16 protein-coding genes and 1 pseudogene are annotated in these 17,206 nt (G+C 70.5%); 6 read left to right on the forward strand and 11 right to left on the reverse strand.

What is annotated here, in order from left to right; all coding sequences use genetic code 11:
- Nucleotides 1-15: 15 nt before the first annotated feature.
- The 4 genes from ACIRB1_RS19165 to argC are packed head-to-tail and all read right to left on the reverse strand — an operon-like array spanning nucleotide 16 to nucleotide 4,344.
- The gene (locus ACIRB1_RS19165; RefSeq protein ID WP_403466333.1) at nucleotides 16-1,212 is read right to left on the reverse strand and encodes an acetylornithine transaminase; all 1,197 of its coding nucleotides are present in this window, start codon (nucleotides 1,210-1,212) and stop codon (nucleotides 16-18) included.
- Entirely contained in the window at nucleotides 1,209-2,168 is a 960-nt protein-coding gene (argB, locus tag ACIRB1_RS19170; protein ID WP_352180344.1) for an acetylglutamate kinase, read from the reverse strand. Before argB ends, ACIRB1_RS19165 begins: the two co-directional genes overlap by 4 nt.
- Entirely contained in the window at nucleotides 2,165-3,319 is a 1,155-nt protein-coding gene (gene argJ, locus ACIRB1_RS19175) for a bifunctional glutamate N-acetyltransferase/amino-acid acetyltransferase ArgJ (RefSeq protein ID WP_403466334.1), read from the reverse strand. Before argJ ends, argB begins: the two co-directional genes overlap by 4 nt.
- A complete protein-coding gene (gene argC, locus ACIRB1_RS19180; protein ID WP_352180342.1) occupies nucleotides 3,316-4,344 on the reverse strand; it encodes an N-acetyl-gamma-glutamyl-phosphate reductase in 1,029 nt (342 codons plus the stop codon). Before argC ends, argJ begins: the two co-directional genes overlap by 4 nt.
- Before the next feature lie 165 nt (nucleotides 4,345-4,509).
- Between argC and ACIRB1_RS19185 the strand changes: the two genes are divergently transcribed.
- Nucleotides 4,510-5,010, forward strand: a complete 501-nt coding sequence (locus ACIRB1_RS19185; protein ID WP_352180341.1) for a MerR family transcriptional regulator — start codon at nucleotides 4,510-4,512, stop codon at nucleotides 5,008-5,010.
- On the forward strand, nucleotides 5,007-5,453 hold the full coding sequence (locus tag ACIRB1_RS19190; RefSeq protein WP_352180340.1) for a carboxymuconolactone decarboxylase family protein: 447 nt from the start codon (nucleotides 5,007-5,009) through the stop codon (nucleotides 5,451-5,453). The genes ACIRB1_RS19185 and ACIRB1_RS19190 overlap by 4 nt, the downstream gene beginning before the upstream one ends.
- A gap of 14 nt (nucleotides 5,454-5,467) precedes the next feature.
- Here ACIRB1_RS19190 and ACIRB1_RS19195 read toward each other — a convergent pair whose 3' ends face one another.
- Nucleotides 5,468-7,954: an alpha-L-arabinofuranosidase C-terminal domain-containing protein gene (locus ACIRB1_RS19195; RefSeq protein WP_403466335.1), complete on the reverse strand. Its 2,487-nt coding sequence runs from the start codon at nucleotides 7,952-7,954 to the stop codon at nucleotides 5,468-5,470.
- Nucleotides 7,955-8,193: 239 nt separating this feature from the next.
- Here ACIRB1_RS19195 and ACIRB1_RS19200 point away from each other — a divergent pair, with 239 nt between their 5' ends.
- Nucleotides 8,194-8,637 carry a DUF6314 family protein gene (locus ACIRB1_RS19200; RefSeq protein ID WP_403466336.1) on the forward strand — a complete coding sequence of 148 codons (444 nt, stop codon included), beginning with the start codon at nucleotides 8,194-8,196 and terminating at the stop codon, nucleotides 8,635-8,637.
- Nucleotides 8,638-8,664: 27 nt separating this feature from the next.
- On the opposite strand, the gene ACIRB1_RS19205 is transcribed toward ACIRB1_RS19200, so the two are convergent.
- From ACIRB1_RS19205 to ACIRB1_RS19215, 3 genes are all read right to left on the reverse strand, one after another.
- A complete protein-coding gene (locus ACIRB1_RS19205) occupies nucleotides 8,665-9,258 on the reverse strand; it encodes a histidine phosphatase family protein (RefSeq protein WP_352180337.1) in 594 nt (197 codons plus the stop codon).
- 103 nt (nucleotides 9,259-9,361) lie between these two features.
- Nucleotides 9,362-9,799, reverse strand: coding sequence for a GNAT family N-acetyltransferase (locus ACIRB1_RS19210; RefSeq protein ID WP_403466337.1), 438 nt, complete (start codon nucleotides 9,797-9,799; stop codon nucleotides 9,362-9,364).
- Nucleotides 9,800-9,894: 95 nt separating this feature from the next.
- Nucleotides 9,895-11,358, reverse strand: a complete 1,464-nt coding sequence (locus ACIRB1_RS19215; protein WP_403466338.1) for a PLP-dependent aminotransferase family protein — start codon at nucleotides 11,356-11,358, stop codon at nucleotides 9,895-9,897.
- Between ACIRB1_RS19215 and ACIRB1_RS19220 the strand changes: the two genes are divergently transcribed.
- Nucleotides 11,357-12,283: a DMT family transporter gene (locus tag ACIRB1_RS19220; protein ID WP_403466339.1), complete on the forward strand. Its 927-nt coding sequence runs from the start codon at nucleotides 11,357-11,359 to the stop codon at nucleotides 12,281-12,283. The genes ACIRB1_RS19215 and ACIRB1_RS19220 overlap by 2 nt on opposite strands.
- Before the next feature lie 43 nt (nucleotides 12,284-12,326).
- On the opposite strand, the gene ACIRB1_RS19225 is transcribed toward ACIRB1_RS19220, so the two are convergent.
- A complete protein-coding gene (locus tag ACIRB1_RS19225; protein ID WP_403466498.1) occupies nucleotides 12,327-13,541 on the reverse strand; it encodes a glycoside hydrolase family 10 protein in 1,215 nt (404 codons plus the stop codon).
- 197 nt (nucleotides 13,542-13,738) lie between these two features.
- Here ACIRB1_RS19225 and ACIRB1_RS19230 point away from each other — a divergent pair, with 197 nt between their 5' ends.
- Nucleotides 13,739-14,614 carry a 3-hydroxybutyryl-CoA dehydrogenase gene (locus tag ACIRB1_RS19230; protein WP_352180332.1) on the forward strand — a complete coding sequence of 292 codons (876 nt, stop codon included), beginning with the start codon at nucleotides 13,739-13,741 and terminating at the stop codon, nucleotides 14,612-14,614.
- A 220-nt stretch (nucleotides 14,615-14,834) separates the two neighbouring features.
- Nucleotides 14,835-15,092, forward strand: a complete 258-nt coding sequence (locus tag ACIRB1_RS19235; protein ID WP_266767051.1) for a hypothetical protein — start codon at nucleotides 14,835-14,837, stop codon at nucleotides 15,090-15,092.
- A gap of 83 nt (nucleotides 15,093-15,175) precedes the next feature.
- Here the strand turns inward: ACIRB1_RS19235 and ACIRB1_RS19240 are convergent.
- Together ACIRB1_RS19240 and ACIRB1_RS19245 are read right to left on the reverse strand one after the other, a co-directional pair.
- Nucleotides 15,176-15,718: pseudogene (locus tag ACIRB1_RS19240) on the reverse strand (NUDIX hydrolase); the annotation flags it as partial.
- Nucleotides 15,719-15,788: 70 nt separating this feature from the next.
- The gene (locus ACIRB1_RS19245) at nucleotides 15,789-17,129 is read right to left on the reverse strand and encodes a transcriptional regulator (protein ID WP_352180331.1); all 1,341 of its coding nucleotides are present in this window, start codon (nucleotides 17,127-17,129) and stop codon (nucleotides 15,789-15,791) included.
- Between the last annotated feature and the right edge of the window lie 77 nt (nucleotides 17,130-17,206).

A 17,206-nucleotide genomic window follows, 5' to 3' on the forward strand; every position in this document is an offset into this window, starting at 1 on the left:
GACTCATTCTCCGGATCATCCGTCCCCCTTGGCCACGTCCAGGACACCGGGCAGCGCCCGGAGGAACGCGTCCGCCTCGTCGTCGCCGAGGTTCAGCGGTGGCATCACCCGTACGACATCGGGGGCGGGCGCGTTGACCAGGAAGCCGGCGTCCTGAGCCGCCTGTTGCGCCTGGGGCGCGAGCGGCTCGGTGAGCACGATACCCAGGAGGAGGCCCGCGCCCCGGACATAATCGATCAACGGGTGGCCCAGCGACTCGATCCCGTCCCGCAATGTCTCGCTCTGCCGCTTGACGTTCTCCAGCAACCCCTCGTTCGCGATGGTGTCGAGGACGGCGAGTCCTGCGGCGCACGCGACCGGGTTGCCGCCGAAGGTCGTGCCGTGGTGGCCCGGCTGGAGCAGGTCGGCGGCGCGTCCGAAGGCGACGGTGGCGCCGAGCGGCAGCCCGCCGCCGAGCCCCTTGGCGAGGGTCACGACATCGGGGAGCACGCCCTCGTGGGCCTGGTACTCGAACCAGTGCCCGGTACGGCCGACCCCGGTCTGCACCTCATCGAGCACGAGGAGCGCCCCGTGCGCCGCGGTGATCGCGCGGGCCGCCTTCAGGTAACCGGCCGGCGGTACGACGACCCCGTTCTCGCCCTGGATCGGCTCGATGATGACGAGCGCGGTGTCCTCGGTGACGGCGGCGGCCAGCGCCTGCGCGTCGCCGTAGGGCACATGCGTGACATCGCCGGGCAGCGGCAGGAACGGCTCCTGCTTGCCGGGCTGGCCGGTGAGGGCGAGGGAGCCCATCGTCCGTCCGTGGAAGGCGCCCTGGGTGGCGACCATGTGCTGACGGCCCGTCAACCGGCCGATCTTGAAGGCGCCTTCGTTGGCCTCGGCGCCCGAGTTGCAGAAGAACACCTTGCCGTCCCGGCCGAACCGCTCAAGCAGCCGTTCGGCGAGTGCGACGGGCGGCTCGGCGATGAACAGGTTGGAGACATGGCCGAGTTCGGCGATCTGCTTGCTGACGGCCTCGACGATCGCCGGGTGCGCGTGCCCGAGGGCGTTGACCGCGATTCCGCCGACGAAGTCGGTGTACTCGTTGCCGTCGGCGTCCCACAGCTTGGCGCCCGCGCCGCGGACGAGGGGGAGCTTGGGGGTGCCGTAGTTGTTCATGAGCGACCCCTGCCAGCGCTGGGTCAGCTCCGCGTTCGTCACGGTCCCGGTCATACGGCATCCCCCTGCTTCTTGCCGGCCTTCTTGGCGGACTTCTTCTTGGCGGGCTTGGCGTCGGGCAGTTCGTCCGGCACGACCATCGTGCCGATGCCTTCGTCGGTGAAGATCTCCAGCAGGATCGAGTGCTGGACCCGGCCGTCGATGACGCGGGCGGTGGTCACGCCGTTGCGCACGGCGTGCAGGCAGCCCTCCATCTTCGGCACCATCCCGGAGCTCAACTCCGGGAGCAGCTTCTCCAGTTGGGTGGCGGTGAGGCGGCTGATCACCTCGTCGCTGTGGGGCCAGTCCTCGTAGAGACCCTCGACGTCCGTGAGGACCATGAGAGTCTCGGCCCCCAGCGCAGCAGCGAGAGCCGCAGCAGCCGTGTCAGCATTGACGTTGTAGACATGTCCGTCGTCCTCGCTCCTCGCGATCGACGAGACGACCGGGATACGGCCGTCGGCGAGCAGTGCCTCGATCGCGCCCGTGTCGATGGCGGTGATCTCACCCACCCGCCCGATGTCGACCAACTCCCCGTCGATCTCCGGCAGATGTCTGGTGGCGGTGATGGTGTGCGCGTCCTCGCCGGTCAACCCGACGGCGAGCGGCCCGTGCTGGTTGAGCAGCCCGACCAGCTCGCGCTGCACCTGCCCCGCGAGGACCATCCGTACGACGTCCATGGCGTCCTCGGTGGTGACGCGCAGGCCGGCCTTGAACTCGCTGACGATGCCGTGCCGGTCGAGGGCGGCGCTGATCTGCGGGCCGCCGCCGTGCACGACGACGGGCTTGAGTCCGGCGTGGTGCAGGAACACGACGTCCTGGGCGAACGCGGCCTTCAGGTCCTCGTCGATCATGGCGTTGCCGCCGAACTTGATGACGACGGTCTTGCCGTTGTGCCGGGTCAGCCAGGGCAGCGCCTCGATGAGGATCTGCGCCTTGGGCAGCGCGGTGTGCTTGCGGGTAATGCTCATGACGAGTACGCGCTGTTCTCGTGGACGTAGTCCGCGGTGAGGTCGTTGGTCCAGATCGTCGCGGTCTCGGACCCGGCGGCCAGGTCGGCGACGATGTGCACCTCGCGGTAGCGCATGTCGACCTTGTCGCGGTCCTCGCCGACACCGCCGTTCTTGCAGACCCAGACGCCGTTGATGGCGACGTTGAGCCGGTCCGGCTCGAAGGCGGCCCTGGTGGTGCCGATCGCGGACAACACCCGTCCCCAGTTGGGGTCTTCGCCGTGGATGGCGCACTTGAGGAGGTTGTTCCGGGCGATGGAACGGCCCACCTCCACGGCCTCGTCCTCGCTGGCGGCGTTGATGACCTCGACCTTGATGTCCTTGCTGGCGCCCTCGGCGTCCCGGATGAGCTGCTGGCCCAGGTCGTCACAGACGGCACGCACGGCCTCGGCGAACTCCGCCTGGTCCGGGGTGACGTGGGAGGCGCCGGAGGCGAGCAGCAGCACGGTGTCGTTGGTGGACATGCAGCCGTCGGAGTCGACGCGGTCGAAGGTGGTGCGGGTGGCGGCCCGAAGTGCCGTGTCCAGTACGGCGCTTTCGACGTCGGCGTCGGTGGTGAGGACGACGAGCATGGTGGCGAGACCGGGGGCGAGCATGCCCGCGCCCTTGGCCATACCGCCGACGGTCCAGCCGTCCTTGGTGGTCACGACGGCCGTCTTGTGGACGGAGTCGGTGGTCTTGATGGCGATGGCCGCCTTCTCGCCGCCGTGCGGGGAGAGCTGACCGGCGGCGGCCTCGACCCCCGGCAGCAGCTTGTCCATCGGGAGCAGCAGGCCGATGAGCCCGGTGGAGGCGACGGCGACCTCGGCGGCGTTCAGGCCCAGCGTGTCGGCGACCTTCTCGGCGGTGGCGTGCGTGTCCTGGAAGCCCTTTGGACCCGTACAGGCGTTGGCACCACCGGAGTTGAGGACGACGGCGGAGACCGTGCCGCCCTTCAGCACCTGCTCGGACCAGAGCACCGGCGCGGCTTTGACGCGGTTGGAGGTGAAGACGCCCGCGGCGGCGAGGCGGGGCCCGGTGTTGACCACGAGGGCCAGGTCCGGGTTGCCGTTCTCCTTGATCCCGGCGGCGATGCCCGCGGCCGTGAATCCCTGTGCTGCCGTCACACTCACGGCGCGACTCCGATCGTCGTCAGCCCCGTGGACTCGTCGAGCCCGAGGGCGAGGTTCATGCTCTGGACGGCACCGCCCGCGGTGCCCTTGGTCAGGTTGTCGATGGCGCTGATCGCGATGATGCGGCCCGCGGCCTCGTCGTACGCGACCTGCACCTGAACGGCGTTGGAACCGTAGACGGACGCCGTCGCCGGCCACTGCCCCTCGGGGAGCAGGTGGACGAACGGCTCGTCGGCGAAGGCCTTCTCGTAGACGGCGCGCACGGACTCGCCGGTGACGCCGGGCTTCGCCTTGGCGCTGCACGTGGCGAGGATGCCGCGGGGCATCGGCGCGAGGGTCGGTGTGAAGGACACGGTGACGGGCTCGCCGGCCGCCGCGCCGAGGTTCTGGATGATCTCGGGGGTGTGCCGGTGGCCGCCGCCGACGCCGTAGGGCGACATGGAACCCATGACCTCGGAGCCCAGGAGGTGGGCCTTGGGCGCCTTGCCGGCTCCCGAGGTCCCGGACGCGGCGACGATCACGGCCTCGTTCTCGGCGAGTCCGGCGGCGTAGGCGGGGAAGAGCGCGAGGGAGACGGCGGTCGGGTAGCACCCGGGCACCGCGATGCGCTTGGTCCCGGCCAACTCGGAGCGGGCGCCCGGGAGTTCGGGCAGGCCGTAGGGCCAGGTGCCGGCGTGCGCGGAGCCGTAGAAACGCTCCCAGTCGGCGGCCTGCTTCAGCCGGAAGTCGGCGCCCATGTCGACGACGAGGACGTCCGGGCCGAGCTGCTCGGCGACGGCGGCGGACTGCCCGTGCGGCAGCGCGAGGAAGACGACGTCGTGTCCGGCGAGGACTTCGGGGGTGGTTTCCTGGAGGACGCGACCAGCGAGCGGCAGCAGGTGCGGCTGCAATGCGCCGAGTTTCTGTCCGGCGTTGGAGTTGCCGGTCAGAGCACCGATCTCGACCTCGGGGTGAGCCAGGAGCAGACGCAGCAGTTCCCCGCCCGCGTACCCACTCGCTCCGGCCACCGCCGCACGTACCGCCATGGAACCCTCCTCTTCGATGGCATGACTATACGTTTCTCCGCACGTTTATGCAATCCGGGTGAGTGGGTATGCACAGAGGCCGCGCCGAGCCGCACCGGCCGCTGACCACTCGCCGCCCCTGGAGGGCTTGACCTGGAGCGCGCTCCAGGTTTTACCGTTGTGTTCATGACCAGCGGACAGCCCCTGAAGCCCCTCCCCCGGAACCGAGACCGGGACGGGGACCAGGGCCGGGAGCAGGAGCAGGCCCGGGAGCAGGGCCGGGAACCCACCCTCACCATCGCCCAGGTCTCCGAGCGCACCGGCCTCTCGCACGACACGTTGCGCTACTACGAGAAAGCCGGCCTCATCGAGCGGGTCGGCCGGAGCACCGGGAACCAACGGCGTTACCAGGCAGCGGACTTGGCCTGGCTGGAGTTCCTGCTGCGGTTGCGCGAGACGGGCATGTCGATCGCCGACATGCAGCGGTTCGCGGCGCTGCGGGCGGCGGGGAACGTCTCGGTCGCCGACCGGCTGGCGATGCTCCGCGCACACCGTGCCGAACTGGCCGACCGCATAAGGACGTTGCGCCGCAACGCGACCGTGCTGGACCACAAGATCGACCACTACGAACAGCTGCTCCTCGACGAGGTCGGGCACGAGCGGCAGGGATCGGACGAGCTGACATGAGCGCGAGCACCACCCGTGAAGAGCGTTTCGCCCACGGCCTGGAGGTCCTGAAGCGGGTCGACGGCGAGGCCGGGCAGAGGGTCGTCGACTCGCTCGCCGACATCAGCCCCGAACTGGGTCACCAGGTCGTCGCCTGGGCCTTCGGCGAGATCTACGACCGTCCCGGACTCGCCCCGCGCGAGCGGCAGTTGGTGACGCTGGGCATGCTCACCGCACTCGGCGGCTGCGAGGCGCAGCTCGACGTGCATGTGAACGCGGCACTGAACGTGGGCCTCACCCCGGAGGAGATCGTCGAGGCCCTGACGCACTCCGCCGTGTACTGCGGCATCCCGAAGGCGCTGAACGCGACCTTCGCCGCGAAGAAGGTCTTCGCCGAGCGTGGACTGCTGCCGCTGGGACAGCAGCCCACGCCGGGCACTCGGGCCGATACGCCCTCCGTCTGATCAAGGGGCAGTTGCTACTTCTGCCTGATCCTCAGGAACGTGACGGAGTTCGGCGGGAAGGTGTAACCGAACCTGTCGGCAACCCCCTTGAAGGTGGATACGACCGGCGCGACCGCCGTGGCCGTCTCGCTGTTCACCGCGTCGGGCGCGGCGGCGAGCGTGGTCACCTTCGCCCTGGACGCGACCTTGGCGCCGCCCAGGTCGATCGCCGTACGGACAGCGGAGGACTGGTCGTTGACGACCTTGACGATCAGGTCACCGGTCCTCGCGTCCTGGGTGACGACCTGACGGAACGGCTCGGCCGGCTTGTCGTCGGCGAAGCTTCCCCACTCCTGCCCGTCGAGGTACAGGGTGACCTGACGGCCTCTCACCTTGATGTCGACGTCGTAGGCGCGGCCCGTCTCGATGGTCCCGGGTTTGGCGATGAGCGTGGACTTGCCGCCGTCCACGGCCTGTTCGACGGCGGTCTGGGTGTTGTTCCAGCCGCCCAGGTTCCACCAGTAGTAGGTGCCGGTGTCCTTGACCCCGAACGCGACCAAGAAGCCTTCTTTCCCGGCCTTCTTGGTGGCCTTCACATGCAGGTCGTAGTCGTGCCAGGCCGGGTCGCCCGCCGACACCATGGTGTTCTCGGCGGCGGTGTCGGTCTGGACGTACTGTCCGTCCTCGACGCTCCAGCTCCCGCTGCCCGTATGGGTCCAGCGGGACGCGTCACCGGAGAAGTCGTCGCTCAGCAGTGACGTCCCGTCGGCGCCGGTCACCTTCACGTCGTCGTACGCCGCGCTCGTCGCCCAGGTCGACAGGCCGACCGCGCCGGAGATCGGGGCGGCAAGTGACGGTGTGCCGGTGGCCGTCGACGGCACCACCCGGCTCCCGACGTTGTTCATGAACAGTTTCTGGACCTCGTAGTTGGCGGAGCCCCAGGAGGCGTGGTTGTTGAACCACACCATGTCCGGGCTCCACTGGACGTAGTCCTCGTTGGCGAACAGCGGGGCGTAGGAGGCGAGTTCGACGACGTCCGCGTTGCGTTCCAGGCCGGTCATGTAGGCCGCTTCGGCGAGGCCGTTCTTGAACGCGTTGCCTCCGGAGGCGTATTCGCCGAGGAAGACCTTCGGGCCGGTGCGGTCGTAGGAGTCGTAGCGGTCGTTGTTCTGGAGGAACCACTGCGGGCTGTTGTAGTAGTGCTCGTCGACCATGTCGACCTTGGCGTCCTTGTTGAGCTGCCAGGCCGTGTCGAAGGTCGAACCGCTGTCGTCCGGGCCCGCGTTGGAGATCACGGTCATGTACGGGTACTTGGCCTGGATCGCGGCGCGGAACCGGGTGAAGCGGGCGAAGAACTCGGTGGGCAGGGTCTCCTCGTTGCCGACCTCGATGTGGGTGAGATGGAAGGGCCTGGGGTGGCCCATCTCGGCGCGCAGCCTGCCCCACTCGGACGTCACCGGGCCGTTGGCGAACTCGACCAGGTCCAGGGTGTCCTGGATGTGCCGCTTGAGCAGCGCGGGGTCGTCGACGGCCTTGTTCTGGCCGCAGCCGGTCACCAGGGCCGGTACGACGGGCAGCGGCATCGCGCCGATGTCCTCGGCGAGGCGGAAGTACTCGTAGTAGCCGAGGCCGTAACTCTGGTTGTAGCCCCAGAAGTTGGAGTTCGTGGCGCGGGTCTCGACCGGGCCGACGGTGTCCTTCCACTGGTAGGAGCGCTTGCGCTGGTAGCCGGAGGCCGCGCTGTAGTCGTCCATGGAACCGGTGTTGACCAGACAGCCGCCCGGGAAGCGGACGAAGCCCGGGTGCAGCGCGGCGATCTTCTCGGCGAGGTCCTTGCGCAGACCGTTGGGCTCGTGCCGGTAGGTGTCGCGGGGGAAGAGGGAGACCATGTCGAGGGCGGTCGCGGCGGCGGAGGCGACGGTGAGGCGGCCGGTGGTGCTGGTGCGGGTCGCGGTGAACGTGGCCGTGTACCGGGCCCAGCCGTGCTTCCTCACGGCGACCCGGCGTGCGGTCGCCAGCGTGCCGCCGGTGTCCTGGAGGCTCACGGTGAGGGTGGTGCCGCTGTCGGCGCGGGCCCACACCGAGAAGTCGTACTTCTTGCCGTCCGCGACCGCGATGCCGGTGTTGTAGCCGGCGTTCGTGACGGATGAACTCGCGTCCAGGGAGAGGTAGTTGCGGTTGGTTCCGTTGAGGCGGCCGGCGTCGTTCACCACCTGCGCCCGGCCCTCCACCGTCCAGGCGGTGAGCGGGGTGTACGCCGTGTTGTCGTCGGTGGAGTACTCGAAGGACCGGTTCTGGACGAGTTCGGCGTACAGGCCGCCGTCGGCCGCGCGGTTGATGTCCTCGAAGAAGACGCCGTACATCGTCTTGTCGATCGTCGCGCCCCGCGCGCCCGGATCGACGGTGATCGCGTAGTCGGTGACGTCCTCGGCATGGGCGGGGACGGGGACGACGGCCGTCGCCAGCAGGAACGCGCTCGCCCCTAAGGCGAGTCTCAGGCGGGTGCGGCTGGTGCGTGACATGGATGCTCCGCGGCTCGTGAAGTGGTCGTTCGAAATATCAGACGTCGGTCAGTACTTCGAACGGCAAGATAGGGAAGGGTCGTGAGCACGTCAATGGGACCGGCCGAACGGGGACGTAGGGTCGAGGGCATGCGTGCGCCGCTCCCCTGCCTGGTCGTGCCCGGCTTCCCGGCCGTGGTCCCCGGGTTCTTCACCGGACCGGATGCCTTCCGCGGGCGGTGGCGCGGGAAGGGATGACGATGGGCGAGTTCTGGCCGGTACCGGACGTGCTGGCGTATCTGTCCGGGAGCTGGCGGGTGCGGCGGTCGGTGCGGGACCTGGCGAGCGGCGACGAGGGCGACTTCTCCGGTGCGACCGTCTTCAGCGCGCTGCCGGAAGGCGGCCTGCTGCACGCGGAGGCCGGCACCTTCACCTGGCGGGGCGTGCCCCGTCCCGCCGAGCGGACGCTTCGGTTCCTGCCGGGCGGCGAGCCCGGCCGGGCCGATGTGCGCTTCGCCGACGGGCGCCCCTTCCACGACCTGGACCTGACCTCGGGGCACCACGTCACCGACCACCCCTGCTCGGCGGACCTCTACCGGGGCGAGTTCGCCGTACTGGACGCCGACCACTGGCGGACGGTGTGGCGGGTGGGCGGACCGGCGAAGGATTTGGTGCTCAACACGGAGTACACACGCGGGAGTTGAGCGGATTCGGCCTGGCCCCGCCTACCCCTACACCCGTCTCGGCTGCACCGCCGCCCCGTCGAAGCGCAGGTTCCAGCGGCCCGCGTGGCCGGTGACCGTGGTGGTCGACAGAGGGCGCACGTCGAGGTTCCAGTAGATCGACGGCGGTGCCTTCAGGGCGTAGACCAACGCGGCCCGTATGACGGAGGGTTCGGCCACGGCGACGATACGGCCGCCGTCGTCGTCGGGACGCGTGTCCAGCCAGCTGCCGACCCGGGAGATGAAGGACAGCAGCGACTCACCGCCGTGCGGGGTGGAGCGCGGGTCGGCCAGCCACGCGTCGACCAGGGCCGGTTCCCGGGCCATCGCCTCGCCCAGGGTCAGCCCGCGCCAGCGGCCCATGTCGCAGTCCCGCAGGGCCAGTTGCACCAGCGGGGTGTAACCGAGCCCGTCCCCGGTGGTCCGGCTGCGCGGGGTCGGCGAACAGTAGCGCAGCTCCGCCGCCGCCAGCGGCAGCAGGACCGGCGCCGCGCGCTGCACCTCGTCCCATCCCGCCTGGTCCAGCGGGCGATCGTCCTCGAAGCGCTCCGCGAGCAACGGGGAGCTGCGCGCGGCCGCGACGAACGTGACCCGAAGTAGCATGCGGCGATCGTGATCCGCCGAAGTACGCAGGTCAAGAGGGGCCGGATGAGAGTTACCCACGGTGGGCGAAACTTCACGTCGAGGTCGGGACCAGGCGGACAACTCACTCGAAATACAGGGCCATCCACTGGTCGGGCCGCGCCAATGGCTTGAATCCGAGCTTCTCGTACACCCCGTGGGCGTCGTGCGTGGCGAGCAGGATGCGGCGCAGCCCGAGCGGCCGCAGCTCCTCGCGTACGGCGCCGACGAACGCCGTGCCGATGCCCTTGCCCCGCACCGACGGGTCGACGTACACATCGCACAGCCAGGCGAACAGCGCCTGGTCGGTCACCACCCGCGCGTACGCCACCTGCTCGCCCGAAGTGGCTTCGTAGACCCCGTAGTTGAGGGAGGACGCGACCGCGCGCTCATGCTGCTCGCGGGGCCGGTCCTTCGCCCAGTAGGCGTCGGTGGACAGCCAGTGATAGGTGCGGGCGATGTCGACGCGGGCGGAGTCGGCGGAGAACTCGTAGCCGTCGGGGAGGCTCGGGATGTCGTTCATGGCGGGAGAATCGCAGGCCAGGCGTGGGGGTGTCGAGCGGTTTTGGCCGGGGGCGCGGGCGCTGCCGCCGGGCGGGGCCCGCGCATTCCTCCGTGTCAGACCAGCTCCTCCCAGGCCGCCCGGAGCCGCCGTACGCCCTCCGCGATCTCCCCCGTCCCCGCGACAGCCGCGAAGCTCAGCCGGATGTGGGCGGCCGGGGGTTCGGCGCTGAAGTAGGGGCGGCCCGGGGTGATGGCGACGCCCGCGCGGAGGGCCGCGGCTGTCAGCGACTGCTCTCCCCCGGAGCCGAAGGCCTGGGCGGTGCCCCCGGTGCCGTCGGGGAGGCGGAGCCAGAGGTGGTAGCCGCCGGAGGGGATGTGCGGGAGGGCGAAGGCGGGGAGTTCGAGGCGCAGGGCGGTCGTCATCGCGTCCCGGCGGGTTTTCAACTCCGTTGAGATCGCCCGGAGATGGCGGGGCCAGGCCGGTGAGCCGACGAGTTCGAGGGCCGCCTCCTGGAGCGGGCGGGGGACGAAGAAGGTGTCGACGACCTGGATGGCGCGCAGCCGTTCCAGCACCGGGCCGTGGGCGGCGAGGGCGCTGACCCGGAAGCTGGGCGAGGTCGCCTTGGTCAGCGAGCCGACGTGGACGACGACGCCGTCGGGGTCGTCGGCGGCGAGCGGACGCGGCAGCGGGCCCGCGTCCTCGTGCACCAGCCGTCGTACGAAGTCGTCCTCGATGATGAACGCGCCCGCGTCACGGGCGATGCGCAGGACCTCCGGGCGGCGGGCCGGGGCGAGGACGGCGCCGGTCGGGTTCTGGAACAGGGGCTGGCAGACGAGGACCCGGGCGCCGGTCGCACGGAACGCGTCCGCCAGCAGGGGCGGTTTCACGCCGTCCGCGTCCACCGGGACCGGCACCGGGCGCAGGCCCGCCGCCCTCGCGATCGCCAGCATGCCCGGGTAGGTGGGGGATTCGACGAGGACCGGCGCGCCGGGGGGCGCGAGGGCGCGCAGTGCGGTGGTGAGCGCGGTCTGGCCGCCCGCGCTGATCAGCACGTCGGCGGCCGTCATCGCGCCGCCGATGCCGCGCGCGAACCACTCGCGCAGCTCCGGCAGGCCCTCGATCGGCGGCCGGCCCCAGGCGCCGGGGCGGCGGCCGGCCCGGGACAGGGCCGCGGCCATCGCGCGCTCGGGCTGAAGGGAGGGGTGCAGATAGCCGCCGTTGAACTCGATCACGCCCGGCGGCGGGGCGGCCAGCGTGGTGAGGACGCCGGACGCGTCCACCGTGCGCGGGACGACATCGGCGGCGCCGTCCGCGCTGAGCGCGACCTCCTGCCAGGAGGTGTCCCCCGCTGCGGCGGCCACGCTCCTGGCCGCGGCCCGGAATGCTCCAGCGCCGGGCCGGGTGACCACCAGCCCCTCGGCGGCCAGCTGCGCGAGGGCGCGCGAGACGGTCACGGGACTCACCCGGAACCGCTCGACGAGGACCCGACTCGACGGCAGCTTTCCACCGGGAGAGTAGCGGTTGAGATCCTGCCGCAGACGATCCGCCAGTTCACCGACGCTGCTACGCTCGTGCATGAGAGCACACGATAGCGCTACTGTCCGGAACCCGATAGCGGTCAGCACCTCCTCGACGACGGCAGCGACGGCCCGCGCGGGCACGGTCCAGGCCGCGCTCGGAGTGATCGCCTTCTCCCTCACCTTCCCCGCCACCGCCTGGGGGCTCGAAGGCTTCGGCGCCTGGTCGCTGGTGGCCGTGCGCAGCGTCCTCGCCGCGGTCATCGCGGGCGGCTGTCTGCTGGCGCTGCGTGTCCCCGTGCCCGGCCGCGGGCACCGGGCCGGGCTGGCCGTCGTGGCCGCCGGAGTGGTGGTCGGATTCCCGCTGCTCACCACCCTCGCCCTGGAGACCTCGACCACCGCCCACGCGGCGGTGGTGGTCGGTCTGCTGCCGCTGACCACGGCCGCCCTGTCCGCGCTGCGCACCGGCATCCGCCCCTCGCGCACCTTCTGGACGGCCGCGCTCGCGGGCGCCGGCGCGGTGCTCGCCTTCACCGTCCAGCAGAGCGGCGGCGCCGTGAGCACCGCCGACCTGTATCTCCTCGCCGCGCTCCTGGTCTGCGCGGCGGGCTACACCGAGGGCGGCCGGCTGGCCCGGGTCATGCCCGGCTGGCACGTCATCGCCTGGGCGCTGGTCCTGTGCCTGCCGCTGACCGTGCCCGCCGCCGCGCTCGCGCTGTCGTACGACACCCCTCACCTCACCGCGCACAGCGTGGCCGGAGTGCTGTGGGTCGCCGCCGGTTCGCAGTTCCTCGGGCTGGTCGTCTGGTACCGGGGCATGGCCGCCATCGGCGTCCCGAAGGCGAGCCAACTCCAGCTGGCCCAGCCGCTGCTGACCCTGGTGTGGTCGGTGCTGCTGCTCGGCGAACACCTGCCCGTGGCCGCTCCGTTGACCGCGGCGGCGGTGCTGGTGTGCATCGCCGTCACGCAACGGACGCGGAGCTGACGGGAGGTGAGTGCCACTCACATCCCGTTGTCCGCAAGGGAGTTCAGCGCGGGGCCTTCGCGGGCTTCTGGTAGTGATCGGCGACCACACGCGCCATCGCCCCGAACGAATCCACGGCCACGTCCCGCGCCGCGAAGAACACATGCCCGCCGACCTCGGGGTACGTGGCGGCGAGGGTGAGGTGCCGGGACAGTTCGGCCGGGTCCTGCCAGGCCGCGGGCTGCGCCGGGTCGCCCGCCTTGTACAGCGCCTCCCCCGCGTACAGCCGCGTCTTCGTGCCGCGCGCGACCTCCGCCCACCAGGGCACCAGCTTGGCGTAGTCGGCGACGGCGAGGCCGATGTTCCAGTAGAGCTGCGGGACGATGTAGTCGATCCAGTTCTCGCGCACCCACCTGCGGGTGTCCGCGCAGAGGTCGTCGTACGTCTGCACCCCCGCCCGGGTGTCGGAGCCGCGCGGGTCGGTCGCGCTGTTGCGCCACACTCCGAAGGGGCTGATCCCGAAGCGCGTGCCCGGGCGGATCTGCTCGATGCGGGCGGCGGTCTCACGGATCAGCTTGTCGATGTTGTCGCGCCGCCACGCGGCCCGGTCGCCGAAGGCGCCGCCGTACGCGTCGTAGGCCGCGTCGTCGTCGAAGGTCTGCCCGGCCACCGGGTACGGGTAGAAGTAGTCGTCGAAGTGGACGCCGTCCACGGGGTACTTCCTCACCGCGTCGAGGATCGCGTCCTCGACGAACGCGCGGACCTGGGGCAGTCCGGGGTTGTAGTAGAGCTTCCCGCCGTACGCGACGACCCAGTCGGGGTGCTTGCGCGCGAGGTGCGAGGCGACGAGTCTCGTCAGGTCGGTGTGGTTGGCGATGCGGTACGGGTTGAACCAGGCGTGCAGCTGGAGCCCCCGCGCATGCGCTTCCTCCACGGCCGTCTTCAGCGGGTCCCAGCCGGGGGCCTTGCCCTGGGTGCCGGTGAGGTACTGGGACCACGGCTCGTACGGTGAGGGCCAGAACGCGTCGGCGGTGGGCCGTACTTGGAACATCACCGTGTTGAGGCGGTTGCGGACGGCCGTGTCGAGGTGGGCGATCAGTTCGGTGCGCTGCTGTGCCGGGGTCAGGCCCGGCCGGGAGGGCCAGTCGCGGTTGGCGACCGTCGCCAGCCACACGCCGCGCATCTCGGTGACCGCGCGCGGACGGTCCGCCGGCGCCGGTGCGCGCCCGGTGTCCGCCGCCGCGCTGCCCGTCGTCGCCAGTGTCGACAGCGCGGCCATCGCGAACGCCCGACGTGACAATCGCCCCATCTGCACACCCCATACGCTGTGGATCCGTGCCGTCACGGATCGTCTCCGCGCCCCAGGATGCCCGACCCAGGCGATCGATCATCGATACTTGCGGGTAACGTGCACGATCGGAGCAGGCGTCGGACAACGAGATCCTGCGACAGTGACAGAGCGGCGAAGGGGACGATGTGACGGGCATCCCAGCGGGAGACATTGCGCGCGTCGGAGTGGTCGGCTGCGGCCAGATGGGCGCCGGTATCGCCGAGGTGTGCGCCCGCTCCGGCCTGGACGTGAAGGTCGCCGAGACCACCGGTGAGGCCCTGGAGATCGGCCGGACCCGGCTGTTCAACTCGCTGACGAAGGCGGCCGAGCGCGGCAAGATCTCCGCCGAGGAACTCGCGGACACCCAGGCGCGGCTCAGCTTCACCACCGATCTCGGCGAGTTCGCCGACCGTGACCTCGTGATCGAGGCCGTCGTCGAGAACGAGCAGGTCAAGACCGAGATCTTCCAGGTTCTCGACCAGGTCGTGACCCGGCCCGACGCGATCCTGGCGTCCAACACCTCCTCGATCCCGCTGGTGAAGCTCGCGGTCGCCACCTCGCGCCCCGACCAGGTCATCGGCATCCACTTCTTCAACCCGGCCCCGGTGCAGCAGCTCGTCGAGCTGATCCCCGCGCTGACCACGTCCGAGGGCACGCTCAGCCGCGCCCAGCTGTTCGCCGAGAAGGTGCTCGGCAAGCACGCGATCCGCGCTCAGGACCGCTCGGGGTTCGTGGTCAACGCGCTGCTGATCCCCTATCTCCTCTCCGCGATCCGGATGTTCGAGTCGGGCATCGCCAGCCGCGAGGACATCGACAACGGCATGGAGATGGGCTGCGCCCACCCGATGGGCCCGCTCAAGCTGACCGACCTGGTCGGCCTGGACACGGTCGCCGCGATCGCCCACTCGATGTATGACGAGTACAAGGAGCCGCTGTACGCCGCTCCCCCGCTGCTCCAGCGCATGGTGGACGCGGGACGCCTCGGCCGTAAGTCCGGCTCGGGGTTCTACACCTACGGCTGAGCGGATTCCGCGCTTTCGCACGTTCGCGCGGCAACTCACCGTAATACGTCGGCGGTTGCGGGCCCGGCACTCTTCGGAGCGCCGGGCCCGCCGCATTCACACACCGTGTGCGCGCCGGGCCCGCATATGCCTCTCGCACACTCTCCCCTGGTGTCCACCAGGGGAGTTGACTCTTCATGCGCATGCAAGGGATGTTCCGACTACGGAAAGGAGCGGACCCGTGACCGCCGACCCCGAGCATCCCGTGGTCCATGGAGAACTCGCAGAGTTACGCCGCCGCCTCGATGTCGCGTACGCGCGGGTCGAGGGAGGGCTGGCCCTGCTCAGTCATCGCACCGAGGAGACGGACAAGGAACTGGACGATCTGAGCGCGCGCATCGTCGCACTTGAGCACACCAGGTGGCCGCTGCCGGCTATTGCCGCGCTGACCGCCGTGGGTGCGCTTGTCGTGACTGTCTGGCAGGTGCTGGGACGTTAGCGTTCGAAGGCCGGTGGATTGGCTGCGGCTACGTCGTGGCTGGTCGCGCCGTTCCTCGCGCCCCCTTGGGGCGCTGCCGACCTGGGGACTGTGTCCTGCCCCAGCCTCAGGTGGTGCAACAGCAGTAACGCGGCCGCCATGTTGGCGGCCGGGACCTCCCCGCGGGCGACCATGTCGGGTACGAGTTTGAGCGGCACCCACTCCCGGCGGTCCGACTCGAAGTCGTCCACGGGGTGTCCGGTGTACTCGCCCTCGTCGGCCCAGTAGATGTGGTGCCGGGCGTCCGTGAGCCCGTTGGACGGTTCCACGCTCATCAGGTGGTGCAGGGGCCCCGGCCGCCAGCCGGTCTCTTCCTCCAGTTCCCTGGCGGCGGCGCACGCGATGTCCTCGCCGTCCTCGACGACACCGGCCGCGAGCTCCCACCCCCAGCTGTCGGTGATGAAGCGGTGCCGCCACAGCAGGAGCACCTCGTTGGCCTCGTTGACCACCGTCGCCACGGCGACCGGCCGCAGCCGGATCAGGAAGTGGTCGAGATGCTGGCCGTCGGGCAGTTCGACATCGGCGAGATTGACGCTGAACCAGCGATTTGAGTACACAGTTTGTTCGTTCTGTTTCGTCCACTGCACGGTTCTGCCACCTTCCGTCGAGTAAGTGGCAATATCGCAGCAGGAACTGTGTTGTGGACGACAGCGCTGTCTACAGCGGTACGCGCAGTGCCCCGTCGATGAGTTCGGCCGCCTCGGACGTACCCGCGCAGTCGCTGCGCACCAGGTACTCGCGGACCGCGCGGAGTCTGTCACGCAGCCGCTGGGACTCCATCCCCCTCGCCTGTTCGGCCATCCGCACGGCCGTGGCCACTGCTTTGTCCGCGTTTCCCTGACGCAGTTCGATCTGGCTGAGCATGGCCAGCCGGTGCACCCGGCCCCGGTCGTGCGCCGGAGTGTCCACGGCCGCCATGGCGTGCTCCCCCGCCGCCGTCAGATCGCCGAGGCTGAGCAGCGCCTCCGCCACCTGGACGTTGACCAGGCCCGGCTGGACATAGCCGGTCTCGTCGGGTTCGTATCCGCGCCGGATGCGTTCGGCGGCCTGCTCGGCACGCCGGATGCAGGACAGGGCACTCGTGCCGTCGCCGAGGTGTGCGTACGCCTTCGCCTGCATCGCGTACAGGTCGGAGGCGAGCGCCGGGGTGATCTGCCGGCCGGCGGCCCGCAGCGCGGCCTCCGCGAAGGCGACGGCCTGGCGGAACTCCCGCATGAACAGCGACTGGTTGACCAGCAGCGCGATGACGTACGCGCCGAGTCCCCTGTCGTTGCTGGCCTTTGCGAGCCGCAGCGCCTGGTGGAAGTAGCGCTGGGCGAGTCCGTGCGCGTCGGAGTCGTAGGCGCAGATGCCCGCGATGGCCACCAATCCGCCGGTGGCGCGGTGCAGTTGGCGGCCGGTGGCGTCGGTGTAGCTGCCGCGCAGCAAGGGTGCGGTCTCGGAGTTGAGGAAGCCGACGATGCGGGTGCGGGTCGCCACGCCGCCGGCCTTGCGGTACATCTGCTCGTAGTGGGCGCGGGCCGCGCGCAGCATCTCGATGTCGGCCATGCTCACCCGGTGCCGGCCGCCGCGCGAGACGTCCACGTCGTCCGGCGGGTTCTCCCACTCCCACACGGGCATCACCGCGGGCGTGCCGGTGACCGCGGGGGCGCCGAGGATGTGCGGGCGCTGCTGTTCGTCGGAGCGCCACAGGGCGGTGGCCCGCTCGACGAAGCCGGACAGCGAGGTGCCGTGCGGGGTGGACGGTTCGCCGGGGACGCCCAGGCCGATGTCGTCCAGGGTGACGGGTCTGTGCAGGCGGGTCGCGAGCACCTCGCAGATCAGGTCGGGGACCTGGCCCCGGGGCCGCTGGCCCTTCAACCACCGTGCCACGGCGGTGTGTTCGTACCGGAGTGCGAGACCCCGGGCCCGTCCCGCCTGGTTCACGTGGGCGGCGAGTCCCGCGTGCGAGATTCCCGCCTCGTCCAGGATCGCGTCGAGGAGTGTGTTGGGCTGCATGGGAGGCCCCCCGGGTGACTCGGTGCGGACAGAGTAGTGCGGTTCGGTTCACACCGGGTGTGAACGGAGTGCGTGAA

The organism is Streptomyces sp. NPDC096013 (assembly GCF_044763565.1).
In the GTDB taxonomy this organism is placed as follows: domain Bacteria; phylum Actinomycetota; class Actinomycetes; order Streptomycetales; family Streptomycetaceae; genus Streptomyces.